At 63.9% G+C, this 23,350-nt stretch carries 21 protein-coding genes; 8 read left to right on the forward strand and 13 right to left on the reverse strand.

Annotated elements, in window-relative coordinates:
* Positions 1 to 12 precede the first annotated feature (12 nt).
* The 8 genes from HV753_RS05645 (at position 13) to fliR (ending at position 5,989) form a co-directional block, all read left to right on the forward strand.
* On the forward strand, positions 13 to 1,377 hold the full coding sequence (locus HV753_RS05645) for a flagellar hook-length control protein FliK (RefSeq protein ID WP_175173405.1): 1,365 nt from the start codon (positions 13 to 15) through the stop codon (positions 1,375 to 1,377).
* A gap of 170 nt (positions 1,378 to 1,547) precedes the next feature.
* On the forward strand, positions 1,548 to 2,168 hold the full coding sequence (gene fliL, locus HV753_RS05650; RefSeq protein ID WP_175173406.1) for a flagellar basal body-associated protein FliL: 621 nt from the start codon (positions 1,548 to 1,550) through the stop codon (positions 2,166 to 2,168).
* Positions 2,169 to 2,170: 2 nt separating this feature from the next.
* A complete protein-coding gene (fliM, locus tag HV753_RS05655) occupies positions 2,171 to 3,178 on the forward strand; it encodes a flagellar motor switch protein FliM (protein WP_175173407.1) in 1,008 nt (335 codons plus the stop codon).
* Positions 3,171 to 3,719 carry a flagellar motor switch protein FliN gene (gene fliN / locus HV753_RS05660; RefSeq protein WP_175173408.1) on the forward strand — a complete coding sequence of 183 codons (549 nt, stop codon included), beginning with the start codon at positions 3,171 to 3,173 and terminating at the stop codon, positions 3,717 to 3,719. The genes fliM and fliN overlap by 8 nt, the downstream gene beginning before the upstream one ends.
* Before the next feature lie 14 nt (positions 3,720 to 3,733).
* The gene (fliO, locus tag HV753_RS05665; protein ID WP_175173409.1) at positions 3,734 to 4,057 is read left to right on the forward strand and encodes a flagellar biosynthetic protein FliO; all 324 of its coding nucleotides are present in this window, start codon (positions 3,734 to 3,736) and stop codon (positions 4,055 to 4,057) included.
* 28 nt (positions 4,058 to 4,085) lie between these two features.
* Positions 4,086 to 4,877 (forward strand): flagellar type III secretion system pore protein FliP, encoded by a 792-nt coding sequence (gene fliP / locus HV753_RS05670; protein WP_175173410.1) that lies wholly within the window; start codon positions 4,086 to 4,088, stop codon positions 4,875 to 4,877.
* A gap of 19 nt (positions 4,878 to 4,896) precedes the next feature.
* The gene (fliQ, locus tag HV753_RS05675) at positions 4,897 to 5,166 is read left to right on the forward strand and encodes a flagellar biosynthesis protein FliQ (RefSeq protein ID WP_006219058.1); all 270 of its coding nucleotides are present in this window, start codon (positions 4,897 to 4,899) and stop codon (positions 5,164 to 5,166) included.
* Between the two features lie 34 nt (positions 5,167 to 5,200).
* Positions 5,201 to 5,989, forward strand: a complete 789-nt coding sequence (fliR, locus tag HV753_RS05680; RefSeq protein WP_175173411.1) for a flagellar biosynthetic protein FliR — start codon at positions 5,201 to 5,203, stop codon at positions 5,987 to 5,989.
* Positions 5,990 to 6,073: 84 nt separating this feature from the next.
* Here fliR and HV753_RS05685 read toward each other — a convergent pair whose 3' ends face one another.
* From HV753_RS05685 to HV753_RS05745, 13 genes are all read right to left on the reverse strand, one after another.
* On the reverse strand, positions 6,074 to 7,669 hold the full coding sequence (locus HV753_RS05685) for a methyl-accepting chemotaxis protein (protein WP_175173412.1): 1,596 nt from the start codon (positions 7,667 to 7,669) through the stop codon (positions 6,074 to 6,076).
* A 253-nt stretch (positions 7,670 to 7,922) separates the two neighbouring features.
* Positions 7,923 to 9,653 (reverse strand): methyl-accepting chemotaxis protein, encoded by a 1,731-nt coding sequence (locus HV753_RS05690; protein WP_175173413.1) that lies wholly within the window; start codon positions 9,651 to 9,653, stop codon positions 7,923 to 7,925.
* Positions 9,654 to 9,792: 139 nt separating this feature from the next.
* On the reverse strand, positions 9,793 to 10,260 hold the full coding sequence (locus HV753_RS05695) for a hypothetical protein (RefSeq protein WP_175173414.1): 468 nt from the start codon (positions 10,258 to 10,260) through the stop codon (positions 9,793 to 9,795).
* A 29-nt stretch (positions 10,261 to 10,289) separates the two neighbouring features.
* A complete protein-coding gene (locus tag HV753_RS05700) occupies positions 10,290 to 12,119 on the reverse strand; it encodes a methyl-accepting chemotaxis protein (protein ID WP_175173415.1) in 1,830 nt (609 codons plus the stop codon).
* A 108-nt stretch (positions 12,120 to 12,227) separates the two neighbouring features.
* Entirely contained in the window at positions 12,228 to 14,168 is a 1,941-nt protein-coding gene (locus HV753_RS05705; RefSeq protein WP_175173416.1) for a methyl-accepting chemotaxis protein, read from the reverse strand.
* A 139-nt stretch (positions 14,169 to 14,307) separates the two neighbouring features.
* Entirely contained in the window at positions 14,308 to 15,552 is a 1,245-nt protein-coding gene (gene flgL, locus HV753_RS05710) for a flagellar hook-associated protein FlgL (RefSeq protein ID WP_175173417.1), read from the reverse strand.
* A 47-nt stretch (positions 15,553 to 15,599) separates the two neighbouring features.
* Positions 15,600 to 17,273 (reverse strand): flagellar hook-associated protein FlgK, encoded by a 1,674-nt coding sequence (gene flgK, locus HV753_RS05715; RefSeq protein ID WP_175173418.1) that lies wholly within the window; start codon positions 17,271 to 17,273, stop codon positions 15,600 to 15,602.
* A gap of 73 nt (positions 17,274 to 17,346) precedes the next feature.
* Positions 17,347 to 18,324 (reverse strand): flagellar assembly peptidoglycan hydrolase FlgJ, encoded by a 978-nt coding sequence (gene flgJ / locus HV753_RS05720; RefSeq protein WP_175173419.1) that lies wholly within the window; start codon positions 18,322 to 18,324, stop codon positions 17,347 to 17,349.
* 2 nt (positions 18,325 to 18,326) lie between these two features.
* A complete protein-coding gene (locus tag HV753_RS05725; protein WP_175173420.1) occupies positions 18,327 to 19,463 on the reverse strand; it encodes a flagellar basal body P-ring protein FlgI in 1,137 nt (378 codons plus the stop codon).
* A 2-nt stretch (positions 19,464 to 19,465) separates the two neighbouring features.
* Entirely contained in the window at positions 19,466 to 20,155 is a 690-nt protein-coding gene (locus tag HV753_RS05730; RefSeq protein WP_175173421.1) for a flagellar basal body L-ring protein FlgH, read from the reverse strand.
* The gene (gene flgG, locus HV753_RS05735) at positions 20,155 to 20,940 is read right to left on the reverse strand and encodes a flagellar basal-body rod protein FlgG (RefSeq protein WP_175173422.1); all 786 of its coding nucleotides are present in this window, start codon (positions 20,938 to 20,940) and stop codon (positions 20,155 to 20,157) included. The genes HV753_RS05730 and flgG overlap by 1 nt, the downstream gene beginning before the upstream one ends.
* 63 nt (positions 20,941 to 21,003) lie before the next feature.
* On the reverse strand, positions 21,004 to 21,768 hold the full coding sequence (locus tag HV753_RS05740) for a flagellar basal body rod protein FlgF (protein WP_175173423.1): 765 nt from the start codon (positions 21,766 to 21,768) through the stop codon (positions 21,004 to 21,006).
* Positions 21,769 to 21,806: 38 nt separating this feature from the next.
* Positions 21,807 to 23,291 (reverse strand): flagellar hook-basal body complex protein, encoded by a 1,485-nt coding sequence (locus HV753_RS05745; protein ID WP_175173424.1) that lies wholly within the window; start codon positions 23,289 to 23,291, stop codon positions 21,807 to 21,809.
* Between the last annotated feature and the right edge of the window lie 59 nt (positions 23,292 to 23,350).

The following is a 23,350-nucleotide window of genomic DNA, read 5'->3' on the forward strand; positions in this document are numbered from 1 at the left end:
AGGAAGCCCAAGATGACCGCTCCCCTGCCCTTGCCCACGATCGCTCCCGTCGCGCCGACTTCGATCGCCGACGCGCTTGGCGCCAACAAGTCCGCATCCGCGAACAAGAAAGGCCCGAGTTTTTCCGACGTGTTGGCCCAGCAGCGCCCGAAGCCGTCCGCCGATTCGCGCCCCGCGAACAACGGCGCCAAGACGCCCGGCAAGAACACCAACACCAACGACGCCGCCAGCAAGGCTGAAAACGCCGCCGCTGGCGCGATTGACGACGCGGTGAAGACCGCCGCCGCCGCGGAAGCGGGCGCGCTGGCCGTCGCCGCCCAGCAACCGGCCGCGCCGTTGCTGCCGCAGCAGACGCTTGAGATCGCCGCCCAGGCCGCTGAACAGGCTCAGTTGGCCCGCGGCAATGCCGAAGCCGCCGCTGCCGCGCTGGGCACCGGCGCCGCCGTGCTCACGGCAACGCTGAACGCCGCCAACGCCAACGCCGCCGCCACGCCGCAAACCCCGATCGCCGCTTCGGCCCAGCAGGCAGAAGCCGCCGCCGCGCTTGCCGCCCGCGATGCGCAGGCTGCGTTGCCCGTCGTGACCACCGCTGTCAAGCCGGGCAGCGTCGTCGCCGCCGTGGTCGATGCCGCACCGGCTGCCAAGCCTGTCGTCACAGCCGACGCGCCGCGCCTCGCGCCTGAAATATCGCTGCCTCGCGTTCCCCGTGACGTTCGCGCCGAGGCCGAGCACACCACCACGCTGCCTGCCCGCACGGAAGAAGAACTGACGGCCGCGCTGACCAGCACGGCGCAGCAGTTCCAGGCGCCACAACACGGTGCGTCGGCCCAGGACAATCTGGCCCAGGCACTTGCCGCCGCCAGCCAACGCCAACCCGCGCCCGTCGTGAATCAGGCCGCCGTGGCGCAACCGGCCGTGCCGGTCGTGATGCAGATCGCCACGCCCGTGGGCGGCACGCATTGGGGCACCGAACTTGGCCAACAAGTGGTGATGATGAGCACCAATGCCCGCCAAGGCATGCAGACCGCCGAACTGCGCCTGGATCCGCCGGATCTGGGTCCGCTGCGCGTCAGCCTGAACCTGTCCGACGGCGTGGCCAGCGCCTCGTTCGTGTCGGCCCACGCCTCCGTGCGCCAGGCGATTGAAACCGCGATTCCGCAATTGCAGCAGGCGCTGGCGCAAGCCGGCATCTCGCTGGGTCAGACCAGCGTGGGCGAACAGAGCGCGCAGCAGGAATTCGCGCAACAGAACGGCGGCAACGGCTCGCAACGTCAGTCGGGCGGCGGATCGGTGCTTGCCGACGCCGCGGGCGACAACACCACGTCGGTCGTGGTCACGCCGCGCAATGCCAACGCATTGGTCGACACCTTCGCGTAACAAACAGGCGGCCCGCAACCAGCAATGGATGCGGGCAGTGCAGCAATAGCTTGAGATACGCGGCTTTCGCCCTGTTTTTCGCCTCCAAGCGGAGGCGTGAATTGGGGCAGAATGCTTTCATCCACTAAGTATCCGTTTTCACCAGCGGCCCAATACGCATCGAAACCGAGATGGCGACTTCAAAATCCATAACCGCGCCGTCGGGCGCGAAGAACTCCGGCGGCATCGGCCGCATCCTTCGCCCGATCCTGGCCATACTGGTCCTGCTTATCGTCGCCGCTGCCAGCGCCGGCGCAACCTGGTTCATCACCCAGCGCTTGCAGCCGCAACAAGGCGGCGCTGCGGTGCAACTGGGCGTGGGCCAAGTCCCCGGAGGCCAAGCTGGCCAGCCGGGTCAACCGGGCGTGGCGGGCCAAGGCCCGCAAGCCACCCCGACGACGTTCACCGCGCCGCCGGCCGGCCCGATCGCCGTTCCCGCGCCGATCTTCGTGCCGATCGAAGCGTTCACCGTGACGTTGCAAAATGCCGACACCGAACGCATCATGCACGTGGGCCTGACCCTGCGCGTCAGCGACGAGCAGACCCGCACACGCCTTGAAAAGTACATGCCCGAAGTGCGCAGCCGCATCCTGATGGTGCTGTCGTCGCAATCGCCGACGGCCGTGCAGACCCAACAAGGCAAGACCGACATGGCCACCGCGATCAAGCAGGCGGTCAACCGCCCCTTCTCGCCCCTGCCGGACGGCCAGTATGTCACCGACGTACTGTTCACGGCGTTCGTGGTGCAATAAGCATGGCCTACGAGGCATTCCTTTCGCAGGACGAAGTCGATGCGCTGCTTGCCGGCGTCACCGGCGAGAGCGATAGCAAGACACAAGCGGCCAGTACCGTTGACGGCGCGCGCGCCTACGACCTGAGCTCGCCCGAGCGCGTCGTGCGCCGCCGCATGCAGACGCTGGAGCTCATCAACGAGCGTTTTGCGCGCCATATGCGCAACGTGTTGTTGAACTTCATGCGCCGCAGCGCCGACATCACGGTCGGCTCGATCAAGATCCAGAAGTACGCGGACTTTGAACGTAACTTGCCCGTGCCCAGCAATCTGAACATGATTCAGATGAAGCCCTTGCGCGGCACGGCGCTCTTCACGTATGACCCGAACCTGGTGTTCCTGGTCATCGACAGCCTGTTTGGCGGCGATGGCCGCTATCACACGCGCGTCGAAGGTCGCGACTTCACCACGACCGAACAGCGCATCATCCGGCGCCTGCTGAATCTGACGCTGGAAAGCTACGGCAAGTCCTGGGACCCCGTCTACCCGATCGAATTCGAGTATGTGCGCTCGGAGATGCACACCAAGTTCGCCAGCATCACGGGCAACAATGAAGTGGTGGTCGTCACCTCGTTCCATATCGAATTCGGCGCGACCGGCGGCGACCTGAACATTTGCCTGCCCTACTCCATGATCGAGCCGGTGCGTGATCTGCTGACGCGGCCGCTGCAAGAAACGACGATGGAAGAAGTGGACCAGCGCTGGTCGCAACAGCTGTCGCGCCAGGTTCGCAGCGCTGACATCGACGTGGTCGCCGAATTCGCGCGCATCCCGTCGACGATCCGCGAGCTGATGAATTTGAAGGTGGGTGACGTCCTTCCCGTGGACGTGCCCGAGACCATCATTGCCAATGTGGATGGCGTGCCGCTGATGGAATGCGGCTACGGCGTCTTCAACGGCCAGTACGCACTTCGCGTGCAGAACATGTTTACCTACGATACCGATTCACACGAGGCCCCCGACCATGACTGACAAGAACGAGCCCGGCACCGGCTCGTCCCCGGCCGACGACTGGGCCGACGCGCTCGCCGAACAATCCCGCGCCAATCCGCCTACGCAGGCCGATGGCCTGAAGCCGCAGGACGACTGGGCAGCCGCGATGGCTGAACAAAGCGCCGCCACGCCCGCAGCCGCTGCCGAAGCGCCCGCACCCGCCGCGCCGGCCCCTGCCCCCGCAAAGCCCGCCGCCCAACCGGCGGCGCAGTCGGTGTTCAAGCCGCTGGCCGGCACGACCACCGGCGCCGGCACCGATATCGACCTGATCATGGACGTACCCGTCCAGTTGACGGTCGAACTGGGACGCACCCGCCTGACCATCAAGAACCTGCTCCAGCTGGGCCAGGGTTCAGTGGTTGAGCTGGACGGCCTGGCCGGTGAGCCGATGGACATCTTCGTCAACGGCTACCTGATCGCCCAGGGCGAAGTCGTCGTCGTCGAAGACAAGTACGGCATCCGCCTGACCGACATCATTACCCCGTCCGAGCGGATCAACCGCTTGAACAACCGCCGCTGACGGTCGCTGGCGCCATGACCGAATCCGCTCTGCCGCGCGTCATCATCGGCCTTGTGCTGGTGGTGGCCGCCATCCTGGTTTCCGCCTGGCTCGCGCGGCGAGCCGGATTGGTCCAGCGCGGCGGCGGCAACCTGCTTAAACAGGTTGCCAGCCTGCCGGTCGGCGCACGCCAGAGCATTGTCGTCGTCGAAATCGACAACACCTGGCTGGTGGTGGGCGTAGGCCCGAACCAGCTCACCACCCTGCATACCCTGCCCGCCGGCCAGTTGCCGGAGGGTTCGCCCTTGCCTGCCGCCGCCTTTGCGGCCAAGCTGGGCCAGGCGCTCAAGCGCCGCTAGCGCCGCACGCGCGATCCAAGCGATACCCATGAGTTTGCTCACCCGCACGACCACCACCCGCGCTCGCCAGAACGTGTTGCCCTTGCTGGCAGCCGCGGCCGTGCTGGGCTTGGCCTTCTTTCCCGCCGGAGTCGTGGCCCAGGCCACGCTGCCCGCACTGACCACCACCCCCGGCCCCAACGGCTCCGAGACGTACTCGCTCAGCATGCAGACGCTGCTGCTGATGACCTCGCTGTCGTTCCTGCCAGCCGCGTTGCTGATGATGACCGGCTTCACGCGCATCATCATCGTGCTGGGCCTGTTGCGCAGCGCGATGGGCACGGCGATGTCGCCGCCCAATCATGTGCTGATCGGGCTGGCGCTGTTCCTGACCTTCTATACGATGTCCCCGGTGTTCGACAAGATCTACGCCGATGCCTACAAGCCGCTGTCGGAAGGATCGATTCAGTTCGAGACCGCCGTCGAGCGCGCCGCCGCCCCGCTGCGCACATTCATGCTGCACCAGACCCGCGAGAACGATCTGTCGCTGTTCGCCAACCTGGCCAAGCTGCCGGCGCTGGAAGACCCCACGCAAGTGCCGCTGCGGATCCTGGTTCCCGCCTTCATCACCAGCGAACTGAAGACCGCGTTCCAGATCGGCTTCACCATCTTCATCCCCTTCCTGATCATCGATCTGGTGGTGGCCAGCGTGCTGATGGCTCTGGGCATGATGATGGTGCCGCCCGTCACCGTGGCGTTGCCATTCAAGCTGATGCTGTTCGTGCTGGCCGACGGCTGGAACCTGCTCATGGGCTCGCTGGCCCAGAGCTTCTACCAATAGCGCCGGGAGGACAAACGCCGTGACAGCTGAAACCGTCATGACCATGGCCTACCAGGCGATGAAGATCGTCCTGGCGATGGCCGGCCCGCTGCTGCTGGTGGTGCTGGTCGTTGGTCTGGTCATCAGTATTTTCCAGGCCGCCACGCAGATCAACGAAATGACGCTGTCGTTCATTCCGAAGCTGCTGGCGATGTGCGGCGTGCTGGTGCTGCTGGGGCCGTGGCTGATCGGCGTCATGGTCGACTACATCCGGCAATTGATCGGCCAGATCCCCATGCTGGTGTCCTGAGCGGCCCCCGCCGCCCGACCCCGCGCCCTCTCCCATGATCGCCTTCACGCTCGAACAGCTAAACGGCTGGATCGGCCAGTTCCTCTGGCCGTTCGTGCGTATCCTGGCGCTGGTGGGCACAGCCCCCCTGTTCTCGGAATCCATTATTCCGGTCAAGGTCAAGGTTGGCCTGGCGTTCGTGCTGGCCGTGGCGATCAGCCCCGCGCTGGATCCCATGCCGCCGATTGCGCCGGGGTCGTTCGCCGGCCTGTGGATGGTGATGCAGCAAGTGCTGATCGGCATCGCCATGGGTTTCACGATGCGCCTGGTCTTTGCCGCCGTGCAGACGGCGGGAGAATTCGTCGGCCTGCAAATGGGCCTGTCGTTCGCGTCGTTCTTCGACCCGGCCTCGGGCGCCAATACTGCGGTGCTGTCGCGGCTGTTCAACATGATCGCGATGCTGACCTTCCTGGCGCTGGACGGCCATCTGCTGGTCCTGGCGGCCTTGGTCCGCTCCTTCGACACGCTGCCTGTCGCCATGATCCAGCTGCATCAGAACGGCTGGGGTGTTGTCGTGGAATGGGGCAAGACCGTGTTCGTTTCCGGCCTGCTGCTGGCCCTGCCGCTGATCTGCGCGTTGCTGACCATCAACCTGGCCATGGGCATCCTGAACCGCGCCGCGCAGCAGCTGTCCATCTTCTCGGTGGGCTTTCCGGTCACGCTCATCGTCGGCGTCACGGTGCTGACCGTCGTGCTGCCCCATGCCGGCCCCTTTCTGGAATCGCTGTTTGAAGCGGGCCTGGGCGCCATGAGCCGGGTGGTCGATGCCTTGGCGGGCCGTTAGCGCCCCTACCGCCTTTCTTGGACGAAAAAAAACGGCCGCTTGCTTTCAGCGGCCGTTTTGCATGGTCCGGACTGGCCGGGCCGATCAGGGTTGGCCCGTCAGCCGGAACACCCGGATCGTCTCGCGCAAGGCGCCTGACTGGTTGCCCAACTGCAATACGGCGCCGCCCAGTTCTTGCACCAGCGCCGTGTTCTGTACCGTCATCACATCCATTTGCGACACCGCGGAATCCACCTGTTCGATGCCGCTGGACTGCTCCTGCGAGGCCTGCGAGATCTCGCCAATGATGTCGGTGACGCGATGGACGGCGGCAACAATCTCTTCCATCGTCGCACCTGCCTGCTCGGCCTGCGCCGACCCTTCCGACACGCGGTCCACCGAGTCTTCGATCAAACCTTTGATTTCCTTGGCGGCCTGCGCGCTCTTTTGCGCCAGGCTGCGCACCTCGCCCGCCACCACGGCAAAGCCCTTGCCGGATTCACCAGCGCGAGCCGCTTCCACGGCGGCGTTCAACGCCAGGATGTTGGTCTGGAACGCGATGCCTTCGATGATGCTTACGATTTCCGCAATCTTGCGCGAGCTATCGGAAATGCCATGCATGGTGTTCACCACCTGGCCCACGGCCACGCCACCCCGCCGCGCCACGTCCATGCTGCTGGCGGCCAACTGGTTGGCTTGCCGCGCGTTGTCGGCGTTTTGCCGCACGGTTGAGGTCAGCTGTTCCATGCTGGCGGCCGTCTGCTGCAACGAGGCCGCCTGGCCTTCCGTGCGGCCCGCCAATTCCTGGTTGCCGCGTGCAATGTGCACGGCCGCGTGCGTGGTGCCCTCGATGCCGCGATAGACGTCCTGCGCGATGCCGATCAGGCTCTTGCGCATGACCTCCAACGAGAACTTCAGGCTGCCCACTTCGTCGTCGGAGTCCGCCACGATCTGCGTGGTCAGGTTGCCCGCGGCAACCTGACGCGCCATGTTGGCCGCATCCACCATCGGATCCAGCAAGGATCGGGACAGGCTCCATCCCATGCCGAAAATGGCAATCACGGCCAGTGCGACGACGCCGCAACCCAGGCTCGCGCCCAGCACATCCAGGCTGGCCCAGTTGGCATGCAGGCCATAGGCGCCCGCGGCCGTGACGACGCCGGCGGACAATAGCGCGTGGCGCAGCATGCGGCTGCGCACACTGCGCTTGAAGGGGAACGCCAGCATATCCAGGCCACGCCGCCAGCCGGCGCGTACCGGACGCCCGCGATGGATGCGCACACCGCGCGCAGACCCTTCACGAATGCGCGCGTAAAGGTCCTCGGCCATCTCGACCTGCTCATCCGAGGGGCGCACGCGCACCGACGAATACGCCACGACTTCGCCGTTTTCGACAATGGGCGTGGCATTGGCCAGCACCCAGTAATAGCCGCCGTCCTTGCGCCGGTTCTTGACCAGTCCCAACCACGATTCGCCCGCTTCCAGGGTTTCCCACAGATCCGCATAGGCTTCCGGCGGCATGTCGGGATGGCGCACGATGTTGTGCGGCTTGCCAATCAATTCTTCGCGGGTAAAGCCGCTGACTTCGATGAATGCGGGGTTCGCGTAGACGATGCGGCCCTTGGTATCGGTGCGCGAGATCAGATACTGATCTTCGCGCAGCTTGGTTTCCACATCATGGATGGGTAAGTTCACGCGCACAGCTAGTCTCCCAATTGCATCGAAGCGTCTGCAAGCGCCGCTACGCTTTCAAACACTGTTCACCGCCCTTTTCGGGCGTTATTGTCATTAACGGTCTTATTGTCGAAAACTTAACGTGCGTAGGAATGCCACGCCGCGACCCATTGCCGTCGAACCCAAGAAAATACGGCCGCGCACAGGCGCGGCCGTCGTCATGCTTCCCGCCACCGCCAAGCCCGCCGCGCGCAAGGTGCGGCCGGCCTGACGCGCGGCGTCACCCTTGCGTCAAGGTCGGGGCGGCATAACCGCCCAGCTGATGCGCGGGCACCTCAATCACTTCGCCGACATTGATCTTGAATACGGCAACCGCTTCGGCCAGGCGGTGCGCCTGATCTTGCAGGGAACCGGCGGCGGCGGCCGCTTCTTCCACCAAGGCGGCGTTCTGCTGCGTCACCTCATCCATCTGCGACACGGCGCGGTTGACTTGATCGATACCGCTGGACTGCTCTTCGGACGCTGCCGAGATCTCGCCCATGATGTCCGTCACCCGCTTCACCGACGACACGATTTCCTGCATCGTCGCGCCGGCGCGTTCCACCTGCTGCGAACCGGCACCCACCTTGGACACCGAGTCCTCGATCAGGCCCTTGATTTCCTTGGCCGCTTGCGCGCTGCGCTGCGCCAGCGAGCGCACTTCGCCCGCCACCACCGCAAAGCCCTTGCCCTGCTCGCCCGCACGCGCCGCTTCCACGGCGGCGTTCAGCGCCAGGATGTTCGTCTGGAAGGCAATACCGTCGATCACAGACACGATTTCCGAGATCTTGCGCGAGCTGGCAGAAATACCCTGCATCGTGCTGACCACTTCCGACACCGCCGAACCACCGCGTTCGGCCACGTCCGAGGCGCTGGCTGCCAGCTGATTGGCTTGGCGCGCGTTGTCGGCGTTCTGCTTCACCGTGGAGGCCAATTGCTCCATCGAAGCAGCCGTTTCCTCCAACGAAGCAGCCTGCTCTTCCGTGCGGCTGGACAGGTCCGTATTGCCCGCTGCAATTTCGCGCGAACCCACCGTGATCTCGTCCACGCCACGGCGCACCGTGGCGACCGTGCGCGTCAGGCTTTCCTGCATGCGCTTGACCGCTGCCATCAACTGACCGATCTCGTTGTGCGAACGGACTTCGACGCGGCTGGTCAGGTCGCCGGCGGCAATCTTGTCGAAATGCTGGCCGGCCTCCACCAACGGACGCACGACCAGGCGTCCAAACAGAATGCGGCAGAACACCATCAGCAACAACGCAAGGCCGACGGCGACGCCCACGGCCACCATGGCGCGATTGAAGTTCGCCTCGGCTTGATCGATCGTGGCTTGCTGTTGATCACCGATGTATTTGCCAAATTCGCCAAGCGCCTGAATGAAGGCCGCGCTGCGAGGGGTACCGTACTCGTTGTTCACCATGTAGAACGTCGAATAGTCTTCGCTGCGCAGCGCCTCCACCATCGTGTCCACGCCATCGTCGATGTACGAGCGATAGCGGCGCACCAGGTTCATGGACAATTGCCGACCCGTATCGTCCTGGAGCATGTTCTTCTGGAAGTCCGCGAAGCTGCTACGCACACCCGTCAGCAGATCGGTCGCCGATTTGAGGGCGGCGGCCGCGTCGCGAGCCGAGTTCTCGCCACTGCCCCAACCCGATTCCTGAAGGTGACGCGCGGCCACCATCAAGCTCACGCGGGCACGCAACATGTCGCTGTTGATCACTTCAACCTGTTTGGCGCGCTCGGTCAGGGCGTTGACTTCGCGGATGGACTCGTAGTTGTGTTGCAGGAAAAACGCGGCCAGGCCGCCTACCGCCGCGATCAAGATCGCGAAGAACGCCATCACCCACAGCAGCATCGTGCCAACGCGGGCGTCACGCAACCGCAGCTTGCGCTTTACCTTGGGCGCGCGGGCGACCTTTTTCTTGCTGCCTTTGCCGGCCTTCGCGCCGGATTCGAGACTCGCTTCCATATTTTTTCCCCATCCCTCAGGAACTGCTCTGACCAAATGAAAAACCACCCTGCCGACACGCCCTGTTACATGGGGGTGTGCACTGAGGGCGACGTACATTGCGGCTTGCGCCGCAATGCTCTCTGCCGAACGACAGGGCTTACTTGCCCTGAGGCGCCAACCCGGTCGGTTCACCCGGCCCAGGTATGTAGATGGTTTGCACCTCAGGTTCCGTTGCCGGCGGCACCCAGTCCTGACGCATGTCAGGCAGAGGCGCGGGGCCCAGCAACTTTTGGCGTTCCCAAGGTTCCAGCAGAATATTGGTGCTGTCGACCAGCCGCATCAAGCGGCCATCGGGGCCGAATTGCAGCAAGGCTTCCTTGCGGCTGTACAGACCGTCGGTGACAAACGTGATCTTGAAGGACCAAAGGGCCAGGAATGTGCCGTCGGTCTGCTTGTAGAACTTGTCGGGCGGCGCGGTCAGCGCACGCGAGGCTTCTTCCAGCGTCGTCTGGCCCGGCGTCAAGGTCGACAACTTGCCGGGATCGAAGTTATGACCCGTTGCCGCGCAGCCTGCCAGCAGCACCGCGATGGCGGCTGTCGCCAGAAGATGTATATAGCCTCGCATACCCTACCCATTCACCGGCAACGCCGGTATCAGAAAGATTCCCAATCGTCGTCGGACGGCGTCTGACGGCGATTCGCCGCCGGCGCCGGCTTGGCGTCGTTGGCGACCGTTGCCGCGCGAGGCGCCGGGCGACGCAGCGGACGAGCAGCCGTGGCACCCTCGGCGCTTGCTGCCGGCTTGGCGCGTGCGGCATGCGTCAGACGCACGGCAGGCGCCTTGACGGCAGGCGCTTCAGGCGCCGCGGCAACCCGTGCGACGGGACGTTGCTGCGCCAATTGGCGCGCAGGCACTTCAATCACTTCACCCGCATTGATCTTGAACACCGCCACGGCCTGAACCAGACGTTCGGCCTGCTCTTGCAGGGAACCGGCGGCAGCGGCCGCTTCTTCCACCAAGGCGGCGTTCTGCTGCGTCACTTCATCCATCTGCGACACGGCGCGATTGACTTGATCGATGCCGCTGGACTGCTCTTCGGACGCCGCCGAGATCTCGCCCATGATGTCCGTCACGCGCTTCACCGATGCCACGATTTCCTGCATCGTCGCGCCGGCGCGTTCCACCTGCTGCGAACCCGCGCCCACCTTCGTGACCGAGTCCTCGATCAGGCCCTTGATTTCCTTGGCCGCTTGCGCGCTGCGCTGCGCCAGCGAGCGTACTTCGCCCGCCACCACCGCAAAGCCCTTGCCTTGCTCGCCCGCACGCGCCGCTTCCACGGCCGCGTTCAGCGCCAGGATGTTCGTCTGGAAGGCGATGCCGTCGATCACGGATACGATTTCCGAGATCTTGCGCGAGCTGGCAGAAATGCCTTGCATCGTGCTGACCACTTCCGACACCGCCGAACCACCGCGTTCGGCCACGTCCGACGCGCTGGCTGCCAACTGATTGGCTTGGCGCGCGTTGTCGGCGTTCTGCTTCACCGTGGAGGCCAGTTGCTCCATCGATGCCGCCGTTTCCTCCAACGAGGCGGCCTGCTGTTCGGTGCGGCTGGACAAGTCCGTGTTGCCCGCGGAAATCTCACGCGAGCCCACATTGATTTCGTCCACGCCTCGGCGCACGGACGCGACCGTGCGCGTCAGGCTTTCCTGCATGCGCTTGACTGCCGCCATCAACTGGCCAATCTCGTTGGACGAATTGACGTCCACACGCACCGTCAGATCCCCGCCCGCGATCTTGTCAAAGCTGTCGCTGACCGTACGCAAGGGACGCAAGACCACGCGGTTCATGAACAGGAATGCGCCCAGCGACACCGCCAGGATCAGCACTGCCAGCGCGATATACACATAGGCCATCGTCGAAGTCTGGCTGCGCGCGGCCAGCACCTGCTGTTCGCTGAAGGCATTGATGTCATTGGCGAATTCCGTCAACTGCTTGGAAAACGCGCCACTGGCAGCGCCCGCCTTGGTATTCTTCAACGACAGGTAAGCTGCCGCATCCCCCTTGTCCAGCGCGCCCATCATGGATTGCAGCGCTTCGGCGAACGTGTTGAATGACGTCAGCAGATCGCCCTCGGCGGCCTTGCCAAGCGCCGTTGCCTTGGGTATCACCTTGAACGCTTCCATCTTCTTCTTGGCGTCGGCGACCAACTGCTGCACCGTACGCGAGTTTTCCGCCGCCCCGTTCGCATCCCCCGCCGCGCGCTGCGCGGCGGTGATGTCGGCGCGGATGGTCGCGCGCAACATCTGCGTGTAAGCGTCCTTGATCAGATTGCTCTGCTGAACGCTCAGGGAATCCAGGGCATTGATGGTGTCGGCGCTGGAACGCATGCTGTTCCAGCCCAGGGCGATGGCAACCAGTGCGGCCAGGGCAACTGCCAACTGAGCGAGCATCAAGCCCGTGCGCACCTTCAGATTGCTGAACATTTTCGGATAGTTCCGGTAGTCGTCCCGGCGGCGCTCGTTGGCCGCTGGAACGTAAAAGGGGGTAATACGTGTGCTATTGCCTATTCAATACACTGATCGCGTGGGCCGTCAAAAGGACTCCCAATCGTCATCCGCTGGCGGGGGCCGGCGGCTGGCAGCGGACGCGGCCGGCGCCGCATCCGTGGCGCTATCCGCGCGGGTCGCCGGACGGCGCAAGGGACGCGCGACAGTCGCCGCGGCCGGAGCGGGTTTGGGGCGAGCCACCTGCGTCTTGCGAGGCGCGGGTTTCGGAGCCGGCGTATCGCCGTCCTCCGTCGTCGCCTGCGGCATTGGCGCGGCCTGGGCCGGTTGATGTTCCTGCGCGGGCTTGGCCAACCGGGCGGCAGCCGTGGCTCGCGGCGTCGCCGGTGGGGTCGCCGGGATATTGGCCTGCGGCGCCGGCACGCGCGCCGCTGTGCGTTGCTGCGCCAGTTGGCGAGCCGGCACTTCGATGACTTCACCCGCATTGATCTTGAAGACGGCGACGGCTTCGGCCAGACGCTGCGCCTGTTCTTGCAGGGAACCCGCGGCAGCGGCCGCCTCTTCCACCAACGCTGCGTTCTGCTGCGTCACCTCATCCATCTGCGACACGGCGCGGTTGACTTGATCGATACCGCTGGACTGCTCTTCGGACGCCGCCGAGATCTCGCCCATGATGTCCGTCACGCGCTTCACCGATGCCACGATTTCCTGCATCGTCGCGCCGGCGCGTTCCACCTGCTGCGAACCGGCACCCACCTTGGACACCGAGTCCTCGATCAGGCCCTTGATTTCCTTGGCCGCTTGCGCGCTGCGCTGCGCCAGCGAACGCACTTCGCCCGCCACCACCGCAAAGCCCTTGCCCTGCTCGCCCGCACGCGCCGCTTCCACGGCCGCGTTCAGCGCCAGGATGTTCGTCTGGAACGCGATGCCGTCGATCACGGACACGATTTCCGAGATCTTGCGCGAGCTGGCAGAAATGCCCTGCATCGTGCTGACCACTTCCGACACCGCCGAACCACCGCGTTCGGCCACGTCCGACGCACTGGCTGCCAGCTGATTGGCTTGGCGCGCGTTGTCGGCGTTCTGCTTCACCGTGGAGGCCAGTTGCTCCATCGATGCGGCCGTTTCCTCCAACGAGGCGGCCTGCTGCTCCGTGCGGCTGGACAGGTCCGTGTTGCCCGCGGAAATCTCACGCGAACCCACATTGATTTCGTCCACGCCACGGCGCACCGTGGCGACCGTGCGCGTCAGGCTTTCCTGCATGCGCTTGATGGCGCCAAACAGTTGGCCGATTTCGTTGGTGCTCCGCACATCGATCCGACCCGTGAAATCACCGCCCGAGATCTTGTCGAAGTGGTCCCCCGCCTGATGCAGCGGACGCAAGACAGTACGGTTGATGAAAATCCAGCAGCCCAACGCCAGCACCAGCCCAATCGCCAGCATTGCAATGGTCACCATGCGCGAGATACGGTGATCCGTCTCCGCTTGAACCACCAATTCGTCAGTCCGTTGATCCAAGAACTGCAACACGCCATTCACCGCTTCACGGAAGGCCGTGTTGGCGGCGCTGCCGGCGTCGTTCAGGTCCAGGTATTCCTGGATTGCCATGTTCGACAGCGCAGCGGCCTGGCGCTTGTATACGTCGTCGAACTGCTTGTAGGCGGCTTCCAACTTCTCAACCAGCGCTTCAGACCCCGGCATGCGTTGCGCCTTGCGGAATTCGTCCAGCGACTTGCTGCCCTCTTGCATCAGGGCTTCGGCGCGCTTGGTCTGCGTATTCGCCTGCTCGGTCTTGCCTTGCTGCATATCCATCAGCGACGTCGCCAACAGCAGCCGGCCGCGCAGATAGGCGGCATAGGCACGATTCAATTGGGTGCCTTGATTGGAATAGGCGTCGTTAACCTGCTCGAGCTTCGCGTTGCTGGAGTTCAACCCCAACCAAGCCACGCCATTGGATATGAACATGGCGCCCGTGAAGAGCAACAGCACCAGAACGATACAGGTGCGAACTTTCAAATTGACAAACATGGAATATCCGAGCGTTAAGCAACGTGAAACAGCATTACCTACCCTGCACGCAACCACGGACGCCCCGGCCTTGGGCCAGAAGCGTCCGCAAGGGCGCAAATGGCCGCACTCAATCAGTGCGGCCGGGGATCCCGCCGCATTACTTGCGGCTGAACAGACTGGACCCCTGAATAGTCATGAACGCCGCCGACGCGGCTTGCAACGCCACCTGGCGCAGCGCAAGCTGGCTGGCGCCGGCGTAGTAATCCAGATCTTCCAGGTCGGACAAGGACTTGGAGTACGTCAGGCCCTTCTTGGTGCCCGTCGCGTCCAGCGCGTCCAACTCGTTCATGCGGGCGCCTACCGATGCGGTCACGGTCAGAACGTTGTCATAGCTGTTCGACAACTTCTTGTTCGCGGTCGCCAGGGCATTGGTCACACGAGCCGTCGCCGCCGGATCACCATTGCTCGGTGCGTCTAGGGCCGCGATCAGGTTGTCCAGCGTCGAGAACACATCCATGTCGGTGGACTGAACGCTTTCAACCTTGATGGTGTCGCCCGCCTTGGGTTCACCCGTGACCACCATCGACACACCGCCAAAATCAATCGCGGTGCCCGTGGCGTATGCCTTCGCGGGTTGGGACGGATCCGGCACCGTGACCGGGTTGCCGCCATTGGCGTCGGTCGTCGTGACACGGAAGCCCATCGCGCCCGTGGCATCCGCCTCGAAGGTCACGGTGAAATTCTTGTCCAGGTTCCCGCTGCCCGGCGTGACCGACACGGCGCTGAATTGCGCGGTGCCGGTGTTCGATGCGGGCGCCGAGGCCACATAGGCCTGCGAACCGGGGTTAGCGCGGCCGAAGACATCCACACCCAGATCGCTGGTCGACAACTGACGGCTTTGATCAACCTGGATGGTGCGTTCGCCAACCGATCCGCTGTATTGAATCTTGCCGCTGGCGTCCTTGGTGTAGGGCATCACGCTGCCATCATTGCCCGAGAACAGGTACTGGCCGCTGCCATCGGTCGTGTTGGCCAGGCCCAACAGGGCCTCGCGAGTGCTCTTGAGTGCCGTCGACAGGGTCTGACGATCACTGTCGGACAACACGCCGCCCGCCTGGATCACGCGGGTACGCGCTTCCTGCAAGGCATTCTTGACGGAATCCAGCGTGTTGCTCTCTTGGCCAAGGTTGGTATTGGCCGTCTGGCGGTTCATCGCATACGTCGAGTTGATGCTTTGCGTCTGCGCCACGCCGATCGCCAACGCCGCCGACAGCGGATCATCCGCAGGGGTCAGGTACTTGCGCCCGCTGCCCACCTGTTCGACCAGGCGGTTCATGTCGGATTCCTGAGAGAGCACGCCGCTCAGGCCGTTCGTGTACATCATCGTGGTGCTCAGGCGCATGGTGCAACTCCGAAATTCTTCTTAGTAATCACAATTCGACGGTCTGATTAGCCACGCAGACCCAACAGCGTGTCAAAGACGGTGCTGGCCACATCGATGATGCGGGCGCTGGCCTGGTACTGCTCTTGATACAACGACAGGCTTACGTATTCTTCATTCAGGTTGACGCCCGACACCGACTGCTGCGCGGCGGCGGTCTGCTTGATCAGATTGGCCTGCGCGGTAGCGGCCGATTTGGCCTGAGCCGTCTGCACGCCAACGGTGTTCACGACCTGCGCAAACATGTCCGTGGTACTCATCGTGCCGTGACCCAGCACTTTCGCGGTTTGCAGTTGCGCCAGCTTCAGTGCGTTCTTGCCGTTGGCGTCGCCGCCTTCGGCATCCGCGGCGGCAATGCGCTCTGGATCGGTGATCAGCACATTGATGTCGCGGGCGGCATCGCGCGTGGGCGACAACGTCCACTTGTCGCCGGCTTGGGGCGGCGCGTTGATCGTCAACGTCACGCCCATCTCGTTGTCCATGTTCAACGTCGCGTTGGGCGGCGTGCCGGTCGCCGGGCCGTTGTAGACCTGGGAGCCTTCCGGCATGCGCACGACTTGATAGTTCGTGCCGTCAAACGAGATTTCGTAGTCTTTCGCGTTGATGTTGGACAGGTTCGTGAACTGGCCCGAGATCTGCGCGTTGCTCTTGTTCTGGGTATTCGGCACGCCTTGCGGCGAAGCGATACTGAAGAAGTCCGTGCCCGGATTGCCGTTCTGGTCCAGACCTTGCTTGTGCTGTTCGTTGAACGACATCGCCAGGCCAACCGCCATCTGGCCCAATTGGGCCTGCATGACGTCCAGCGATGCCGAACGGAACTGCAACAAACCGCCCAGCTTGCCGCCGGTGACATCGCTGTCGGCGAGTTCGACCGACACCGTCTTGCCGGCGCCTGCCGGCAGCGTGTAGGCCAAGACCGTCCGGCTGGCATCCTTGGACGACGGCACGGCTTGCAGCGGGTAGATGGTGGAACCAGACAGCAACGCCTGGCCGCCCTTGGCCAGCGACACATTGATCTTGTCGCCTTGCTCGTAGGTGGTGATGCCGACCAGCTGGTTCAGTTCTGCCACCGCCAGATCGCGCTGGTCGAGCAGGTCATTCGGGGGGCCGTTGCCGGCCTTGCCGGTCGCCACCGAAATCTGCGTGTTCAGGTCGTCGATGCGGGCCAGGTAGCTATTGACCTGTTCCACCGTGGCCGTGATCTGCGTGTTCAGGCCTTCGCGCTGATTCTGCATTTCGGTGTAGGCCGAGCGGATCTGGGTGGTCAGGCTGTTCGCCTTGCCCAGCAAATCCTGGCGGGCGGCCGGGTCAGCAGGCTTGCTGGCCACGGCATTCATGCTGGTGAAGAAATTGGTCAGGCCCGGAGCGATGCCGACCGTGCGGTCAGCAAACAGATTGTTGACCTGGGACACCTGGTCCAGCTGCGCTTGCAGTTGGGCACCGCTGCCCTGCGCGCCGACGAGCTGCTTGTACAAGAAGCTGTCGTAGCTGCGCACGACGGTGTCAACCTGCACACCACGGCCGATGTAGCCGTTGGTGGTGGCTTGCGCGCCCGCGGTGGACGTCATGACGCGCTGGCGGTTGTAACCCACCGTGGTGGCATTGTTGATGTTGTGGCTGGTGGTGGCCAAACCCGCCTGGGCGGCGTTCAGCCCGCCCAATGCCGTTTTATACAAATTCATGCTGACAATGCCCCGTGTGTAACCGCAGCTGTTATCTCTGGATACTCCATTAACGGCAGGAGATCGTCCAAATTTAGAGTCCTTCCAACATCTGGCGGGAATTTTCCACCTTGGATGCCGCCCCACGCAGCTGACCCATGATGCCGATCAGTTTCTGCGCATAGCGCGGGTCGGTCGCGTAGCCTGCATCCTGGATCTTGCGCGCCGCATCGATCTCGTTGCGCGCCTGGGTCACGGCCTCGTAGCGCGGGCTGTTGCCGATCAGGCGGGCATAGTCCGCGAACGATTCCTCATAGGAGGCATAGGCGCGGAAGGGTTGCGTCACCTTTTTCGCCACGCCGTCTTCGTATTCGGTGGTCAACACATTGACGACCTTGCCCTTCCAGCTGGAGCCCGCCTTGATGCCGAACAGGTTGTAGCTGGTGCTGCCGTCCGCGTGCTTGATCTCGCGCTGACCCCAGCCCGACTCCAGGGCCGCCTGGCCCATGATCAGGCGCGCGGGTACGCCGCTTTGCTGCGAAGCCAGATTGGCCGCGCGCGACATCTTCGACACAAACTCCACGACATGCTCGGGCGCCCCTTCGGCGGCAGCCAGCGCGCGGTCACTGGCGCGGTTGTTGCGCATGACGTTGAGCAACGCCGAGACTTCGCGCGATCCGCCCGTGCGGAAGTCCAGATCGCCGCCCTGCCCGATCGCGCGAACCGCGTCGTCGGACACATCGGCCGGCTTGCCCTGCTGCATCTGCGCCAGGATGGACTGCGACAGTCCGATCCCGGGCGTGGCCAGGTGCAAGGCCAACTGTTCGTCCGCCATGGATTGCAGCATCTGCGTCTGCTGCGAGTCGAACAGCCCTTCCTTGGGCGTCGCCTCGCGCATGCGCTTGACCATCATTTGCAGGAACAGGGCCTCGAACTGCTTGGCAACCTGCTTCTGTTGCTCGGTGCCTTCCGGGTCCTTCTTGACGTCCCGCTTCAGGTCCGACAGGCGACCCATGTCGAACACCGAATCCTGCCGGGCCGCACCACGAGCCGCGTCGTTAGTGACTGCCATGATCAGATGATTTCCAGTTCGGCGCGCAAGGCGCCTGCGGTCTTCATGGCCTGAAGAATGGCCAGCAGGTCCTGCGGCGTGGCACCCAGTGCGTTCAGGCCCTTGACCACATCAGCCAGGTTGGCGCTGGTGCTGACGCGCTGCAAAGAACCGTTGTCCTGGCGCACTTCGATCTGGGTATTGGGCACCACCACCGTCTGGCCTTCCGTGAAAGGCGTATCCGGCTGCGACACCTGGTTTTGACGGTTGATGATGACCGACAGGTTGCCGTGCGCCACGGCGGCCTCTTCGATCATGACCGTGCGATTCATGACGACCGAACCGGTGCGGGCATTGATGATGACCTTGGCCACCGTGGGAGCACGGGCCACTTGCAGGTCTTCGACCAGCGACAGGAAGCGCGCCTGGGACGCCTGCTCCATCGGCGTGCGCACCTGCACGACACGGCCGTCCAGCGCCGTGGCCGTGCCTTGGCCGAACTTCTTGTTCAGTGCCGTCGCCACGTTCTGCGCCGTGCCGAAGTCGGTATTGTTCAGCTCGACGTGTATGTAGCCATCACGCGAAAACGTGGTGGGCACGCCGCGTTCGACAATGGCGCCCGCGCTGATGCGGCCGCCGTTCAATTGGTTGATCTGCACGCTGGAGCCACCGGCCGAAGCGCCCGCGCCGCCCACCAGGATATTGCCCTGGGCGATGGCGTAAACCTGGCTGTCGGCGCCCTTCATGGGCGTCATCAGCAAGGTGCCGCCGCGCAGGCTCTTTGCGTTGCCCATGGACGAGACCACCACGTCCAGCGTCTGGCCAGGCCGGGCGAACGCCGGCAAGGTGGTCGTGACCATGACGGCCGCCACGTTCTTCAACTGCATGTTGCTGCCGGCAGGCACGGTAATGCCCAGCTGCGACAACATATTGGTCAGGCTCTGCTGCGTGAACGGCGTCTGGCGTACCTGGTCACCGCTGCCGTCCAGGCCCACGACCAGGCCGTAACCGATCAGCTGGTTGCCACGCACGCCCTGGATCGAAGCCAGGTCCTTCAGCCGTTCGGCCTGAGCGGCGCCGGCGCCGGCCACCAATCCGACCGCCACGCAGACGCGAGCGAACAAGGACAGCAAGGCGGATATCGGAGTCGGTTGTGTCATAGTCAGAACGGCGATGCGATCAGGAAGAAGCGTTGCAGCCAGCCCATGGTCTGGACTTCGTCCATGACGCCCTTGCTGCGGTACTCGATGCGGGCGTCGGCCACCTGGGTGGACGACACGGTATTCGTGCCAGTGATGGAACGCGGATCCACCACGCCGGCAAAGCGCACATATTCGCTGCCACGGTTGATGGCGATCTGCTTTTCGCCGGCCACTTGCAGGTTGCCGTTGGACATCACGCCCACGACCGTCGTGGTGATGGTGCCGGTAAAGGCGTTGTTGGCCGTGCTGTCGCCCTTGCCCTGCGACACGTTGCCGCCCTTGGCATCCGTATTCAGGTTCGCGCCCGCCCAACTGTCCATGAAGGACGGCGCTGCGGCGATGCCGAGCGTGGCCGATCCGGTGCGGTTGGTGTTCGTCGCCACGTTCTTGGAGGCATTCGTCCGTTCGTTCAGCACGACGGTGACGATGTCGCCCACGTTGCGCGGACGGCGATCCTCGAACAAGGGGTAATTGCCGTAGGTGGTGGGCTGATAGATCGAGCCCGTGGGCTGGGCCATGGGCATCGGCGGCGGCGGCGGAGCCGCCGTGGTCGGCCCGGTCACGATGGGCTCGGGCGGAATCATGGCGCAACCGGCCACAAGCATAGCCAGGGCCGCACTGAAAACCAGGCGCAGGACAGACATGGGCATCACAGTTGCGTCAGGCGGGCCAACATCTCGTCAGACGTCTTGACGGCCTTGCTGTTCATTTCATAGGCGCGTTGAGTGGTGATCATGTTGACCAGCTCTTCCGCGACGTTCACGTTCGACGTTTCGACGTAGTTCTGCAAGATGGAGCCCGCCCCATCCACACCCGGTTGCAGCAGGTTCGCCGGACCCGATGCATCGGTTTCCAGGTAGAGGTTCTCGCCGATGCTTTGCAGGCCGGTCGGGTTGATGAACGTGGCGATCTGCAATTGCCCGATCTGCACGTTCACGCCAGCCGCACCGGGCTGCGTCACGGAAACGATGCCGTCCTTGCCGATGGAGATCGACAGCGCATTGTCCGGCACGTTCATCGGCGGCTGGATCACGTAGCCGCTGACGGTCGTCAACTGGCCGTTCTGGTCGCGTTGCAGCGCGCCGTCGCGGGTGTAACCCTGGGTGCCGTCAGGCAATTCAATTTGCAGGAAACCACGGCCCTGGATGGCGATATCCATTTCGCCGCCGGTATTGTTCAGGTTGCCTTCGGTGTGGATGCGCTCGGTGGCGGCAACGCGCGCACCCGTGCCCAATTGCAGGCCGGACGGCAGTTGCGTGGCATCGCCCACTTGCGCACCGGGTTGGCGCAAGGTCTGGTACATCAGGTCCTGGAACACGGCGCGGCCGCGCTTGAACCCGTTGGTGGAGACGTTGGCCAAGTTGTTGGAAATCACGTCCATGGAGGTCTGTTGACCTTCCAGGCCCGTTTTGGCAATCCACAACGAACGCATCATGATGAAGTACTCCTGGTGCGGCGGACTGGCCGCACGCGAAAATTGTTTAAATCAGCTTTTGAATCAAGCGCTGATGGCCAGAATGCCATTGGCGCGTTCGGCATTGCGATCCGACTGCTGAATCACCTGCATCTGCTGCTCGAAGCGGCGCGCGTTCTCGATCATGCCCACCATCGCCTTCATGGGATTGGTGTTGCTGCCTTCCAGCACGCCGGACAGCACGCGCAAGCTGGGGTCGGCGGGCGCGGGCGGCGCAGGCTGGCCGTTCACCGGCGCCAGGCGGAACACGCCATCATCGCCATGCACCAGTTGCGCATTGTTCGGATTGGCCAGCTTGATGCGGCCCAGATTCAAGATATTGTTCGGGCCGTCGCCGGCGCCGATGGCGGTGATCGTGCCGTCCGACGTGATCGTCAGCGCGGCCTGATCCGGCACGTCAATAGGGCCGCCCTGGTCGGACAGCACCGGCTGGCCCAGCGAGGTCTGCAACAAACCATTGATGCCAACCTGCAAGCTGCCTCCTCGCGTGTAGGCCTCGCCCTGCGGGGTCTGGACCGCGATCCAGCCATTCTCGCTGGACAGCGCCACGTCGAGGTCGCGGCCCGTGGTTTGCATGTTGCCCATCTCGAAACTGTTGCCGGGCGTGGACGCCACCGTCGAAACGCGCGTAGGCAGACTCACCCCGTCCGTCACCGGAACCGACCGGTACAGCGCGATCTGCTCGCGAAAGCCCGTCGTGTTCACGTTGGCCATGTTGTTGGAGAGCGCGGCCTGATGCTCAGTGATCCGCGCTGCGCCATTCATGGCGGTGTAGATGATTCTATCCATTGCCTATTCCGTCGGTGTCGTCGCTAGCCTGTACGGCTTTACTTCAGGTTCATCAGGACTTGCATGATTTCGTCCTGGGTCTTGATGGTTTGCGAATTGGCCTGATAGGTGCGCTGGGCGATGATCATGTTGACCAGCTCCTTGCTCATGTCGACGTTGGACGCTTCCGTCGCCTGGCCCACGACCTTGGACATACCGTTGGTGCCCGGCTGGCCCAGGATGGGCTGGCCGGAGGCCGCCGTCTCGGTCCAGGCGTTGTTGCCCACCGGCTGCAAGCCTTGCAGGTTGGAGAAGTCGGCCAGCACGATCGTGCCGACGATCTGCGTTTCACCGTTGGTGTAGCTGGCCACCAGGCTGCCGTCGCCGCCGATGTTGATGCCGCTGAATTCGCCGGACGTGTAGCCGTCGGGCTTGGCCACCAGCTTGTAGTTGCTGCCGTACTGGGTCGTGCCGGTGTAGTTCATGGCGATGCTCAGCGGGTCGGCCGGCGTGGTCGTGCCGCCAGGCTGGGCGAAGGTCAGCGTCACGACCGGGGCGCTGGTCAGCGCGCCTGCGTTGTTGAACGTGAACTTCTGCGGGTTGCCCCAGACGCCGCCGACTTCGGTGCTCGGCGCCATGGCTTGGCCGTCCATCGTGTAGTACACGTCATAGACGCTGCCCGACGCATCCGCCGGACGCTTGACGAAGTACTGCATGACCTGGTGCGAGTTGCCCAGCGAATCAAACACCGTCATCGGCGATGCATTCGTATAGCTGCCCGAGATCGTCGGGTCGAACGGCTTGCCGATTTCCGTGACCGCGGCCGTGTAATTCTGGTAGCCCGGGACTTGGGTGATGTCGCCCGTCGTCACGGCGCCTGCCGCGTCAACGGTGATCAGATTGGGCGCGGCGCCATAGGTGCCGGCCGGCGGCGGCGTCACCCAGGTGAGCGTGCCGGTCGCGTCGCGCGTGAAGGTGTATGGCGTGGCGGGCGAAGGCGGCGTGGTGCCGGTCAGCGTGACCGAGCCATTCACTGCCGGCGACGTGATCGTGTCGGTGGTGTAGATGACCTTGGCGTTGGCATCCAGGTTGGCGACGGTCGTGCCCGTGCCGGTTGCCTTGGGCGCCACGTTGGCGGTGGGCAGTTGCAGCTCGGTCGGATTCGCGCCGATGGCGCCGGCGGGATAACCCGTCATGCGGTAGCCCTGGGCGTTCACGATGAAGTTGTTCTTGTCGACCAGGAATTCGCCGTTGCGGGTGTACATCACCGCGCCGCTCTGGTCGGTCACGCGGAACATGCCCTTGGCGCCGTCGATCGCAATATCGTATTCACCGCCGCCGCCCTGCACGGTACCCACCGTGAAGCGCTGGCTGATTGCCGCCACCTTGACGCCCAGACCCACGCGCGAGCTGGCGTAGACGTCAGCGAACGACGCGGTTGCCGATTTGAAGCCGACAGTACCGGAGTTGGCGATGTTGTTGCCGATCACGTCCAGGTTCTGCGATGCGGCGTTCAAGCCGCTCAATCCTTGTCCGAAGCCCATGTTTTCTCTCGCTAATCTTTATCTAGTGAAGCCGTCGCGCGTGCGCCGGCGCCGATTCA

This window comes from Achromobacter pestifer (assembly GCF_902859625.1).
GTDB lineage: Bacteria > Pseudomonadota > Gammaproteobacteria > Burkholderiales > Burkholderiaceae_B > Achromobacter > Achromobacter pestifer.

Excerpts from the sequence above, each read along its gene's own strand:
- flgL (WP_175173417.1), bottom strand. The coding sequence starts at position 15,552 with ATGCGCCTGAGCACCACGATGATGTACACGAACGGCCTGAGCGGCGTG.
- HV753_RS05705 (WP_175173416.1), bottom strand. The coding sequence starts at position 14,168 with ATGTTTGTCAATTTGAAAGTTCGCACCTGTATCGTTCTGGTGCTGTTG.
- HV753_RS05730 (WP_175173421.1), bottom strand. The coding sequence starts at position 20,155 with ATGCCCATGTCTGTCCTGCGCCTGGTTTTCAGTGCGGCCCTGGCTATG.
- HV753_RS05700 (WP_175173415.1), bottom strand. The coding sequence starts at position 12,119 with ATGTTCAGCAATCTGAAGGTGCGCACGGGCTTGATGCTCGCTCAGTTG.
- fliM (WP_175173407.1), top strand. The coding sequence starts at position 2,171 with ATGGCCTACGAGGCATTCCTTTCGCAGGACGAAGTCGATGCGCTGCTT.
- HV753_RS05745 (WP_175173424.1), bottom strand. The coding sequence starts at position 23,291 with ATGGGCTTCGGACAAGGATTGAGCGGCTTGAACGCCGCATCGCAGAAC.
- flgK (WP_175173418.1), bottom strand. The coding sequence starts at position 17,273 with ATGAATTTGTATAAAACGGCATTGGGCGGGCTGAACGCCGCCCAGGCG.
- HV753_RS05645 (WP_175173405.1), top strand. The coding sequence starts at position 13 with ATGACCGCTCCCCTGCCCTTGCCCACGATCGCTCCCGTCGCGCCGACT.
- flgJ (WP_175173419.1), bottom strand. The coding sequence starts at position 18,324 with ATGGCAGTCACTAACGACGCGGCTCGTGGTGCGGCCCGGCAGGATTCG.
- HV753_RS05740 (WP_175173423.1), bottom strand. The coding sequence starts at position 21,768 with ATGGATAGAATCATCTACACCGCCATGAATGGCGCAGCGCGGATCACT.
- HV753_RS05725 (WP_175173420.1), bottom strand. The coding sequence starts at position 19,463 with ATGACACAACCGACTCCGATATCCGCCTTGCTGTCCTTGTTCGCTCGC.
- HV753_RS05690 (WP_175173413.1), bottom strand. The coding sequence starts at position 9,653 with ATGGAAGCGAGTCTCGAATCCGGCGCGAAGGCCGGCAAAGGCAGCAAG.
- fliL (WP_175173406.1), top strand. The coding sequence starts at position 1,548 with ATGGCGACTTCAAAATCCATAACCGCGCCGTCGGGCGCGAAGAACTCC.
- fliO (WP_175173409.1), top strand. The coding sequence starts at position 3,734 with ATGACCGAATCCGCTCTGCCGCGCGTCATCATCGGCCTTGTGCTGGTG.
- fliN (WP_175173408.1), top strand. The coding sequence starts at position 3,171 with ATGACTGACAAGAACGAGCCCGGCACCGGCTCGTCCCCGGCCGACGAC.
- flgG (WP_175173422.1), bottom strand. The coding sequence starts at position 20,940 with ATGATGCGTTCGTTGTGGATTGCCAAAACGGGCCTGGAAGGTCAACAG.
- fliP (WP_175173410.1), top strand. The coding sequence starts at position 4,086 with ATGAGTTTGCTCACCCGCACGACCACCACCCGCGCTCGCCAGAACGTG.
- HV753_RS05695 (WP_175173414.1), bottom strand. The coding sequence starts at position 10,260 with ATGCGAGGCTATATACATCTTCTGGCGACAGCCGCCATCGCGGTGCTG.
- fliR (WP_175173411.1), top strand. The coding sequence starts at position 5,201 with ATGATCGCCTTCACGCTCGAACAGCTAAACGGCTGGATCGGCCAGTTC.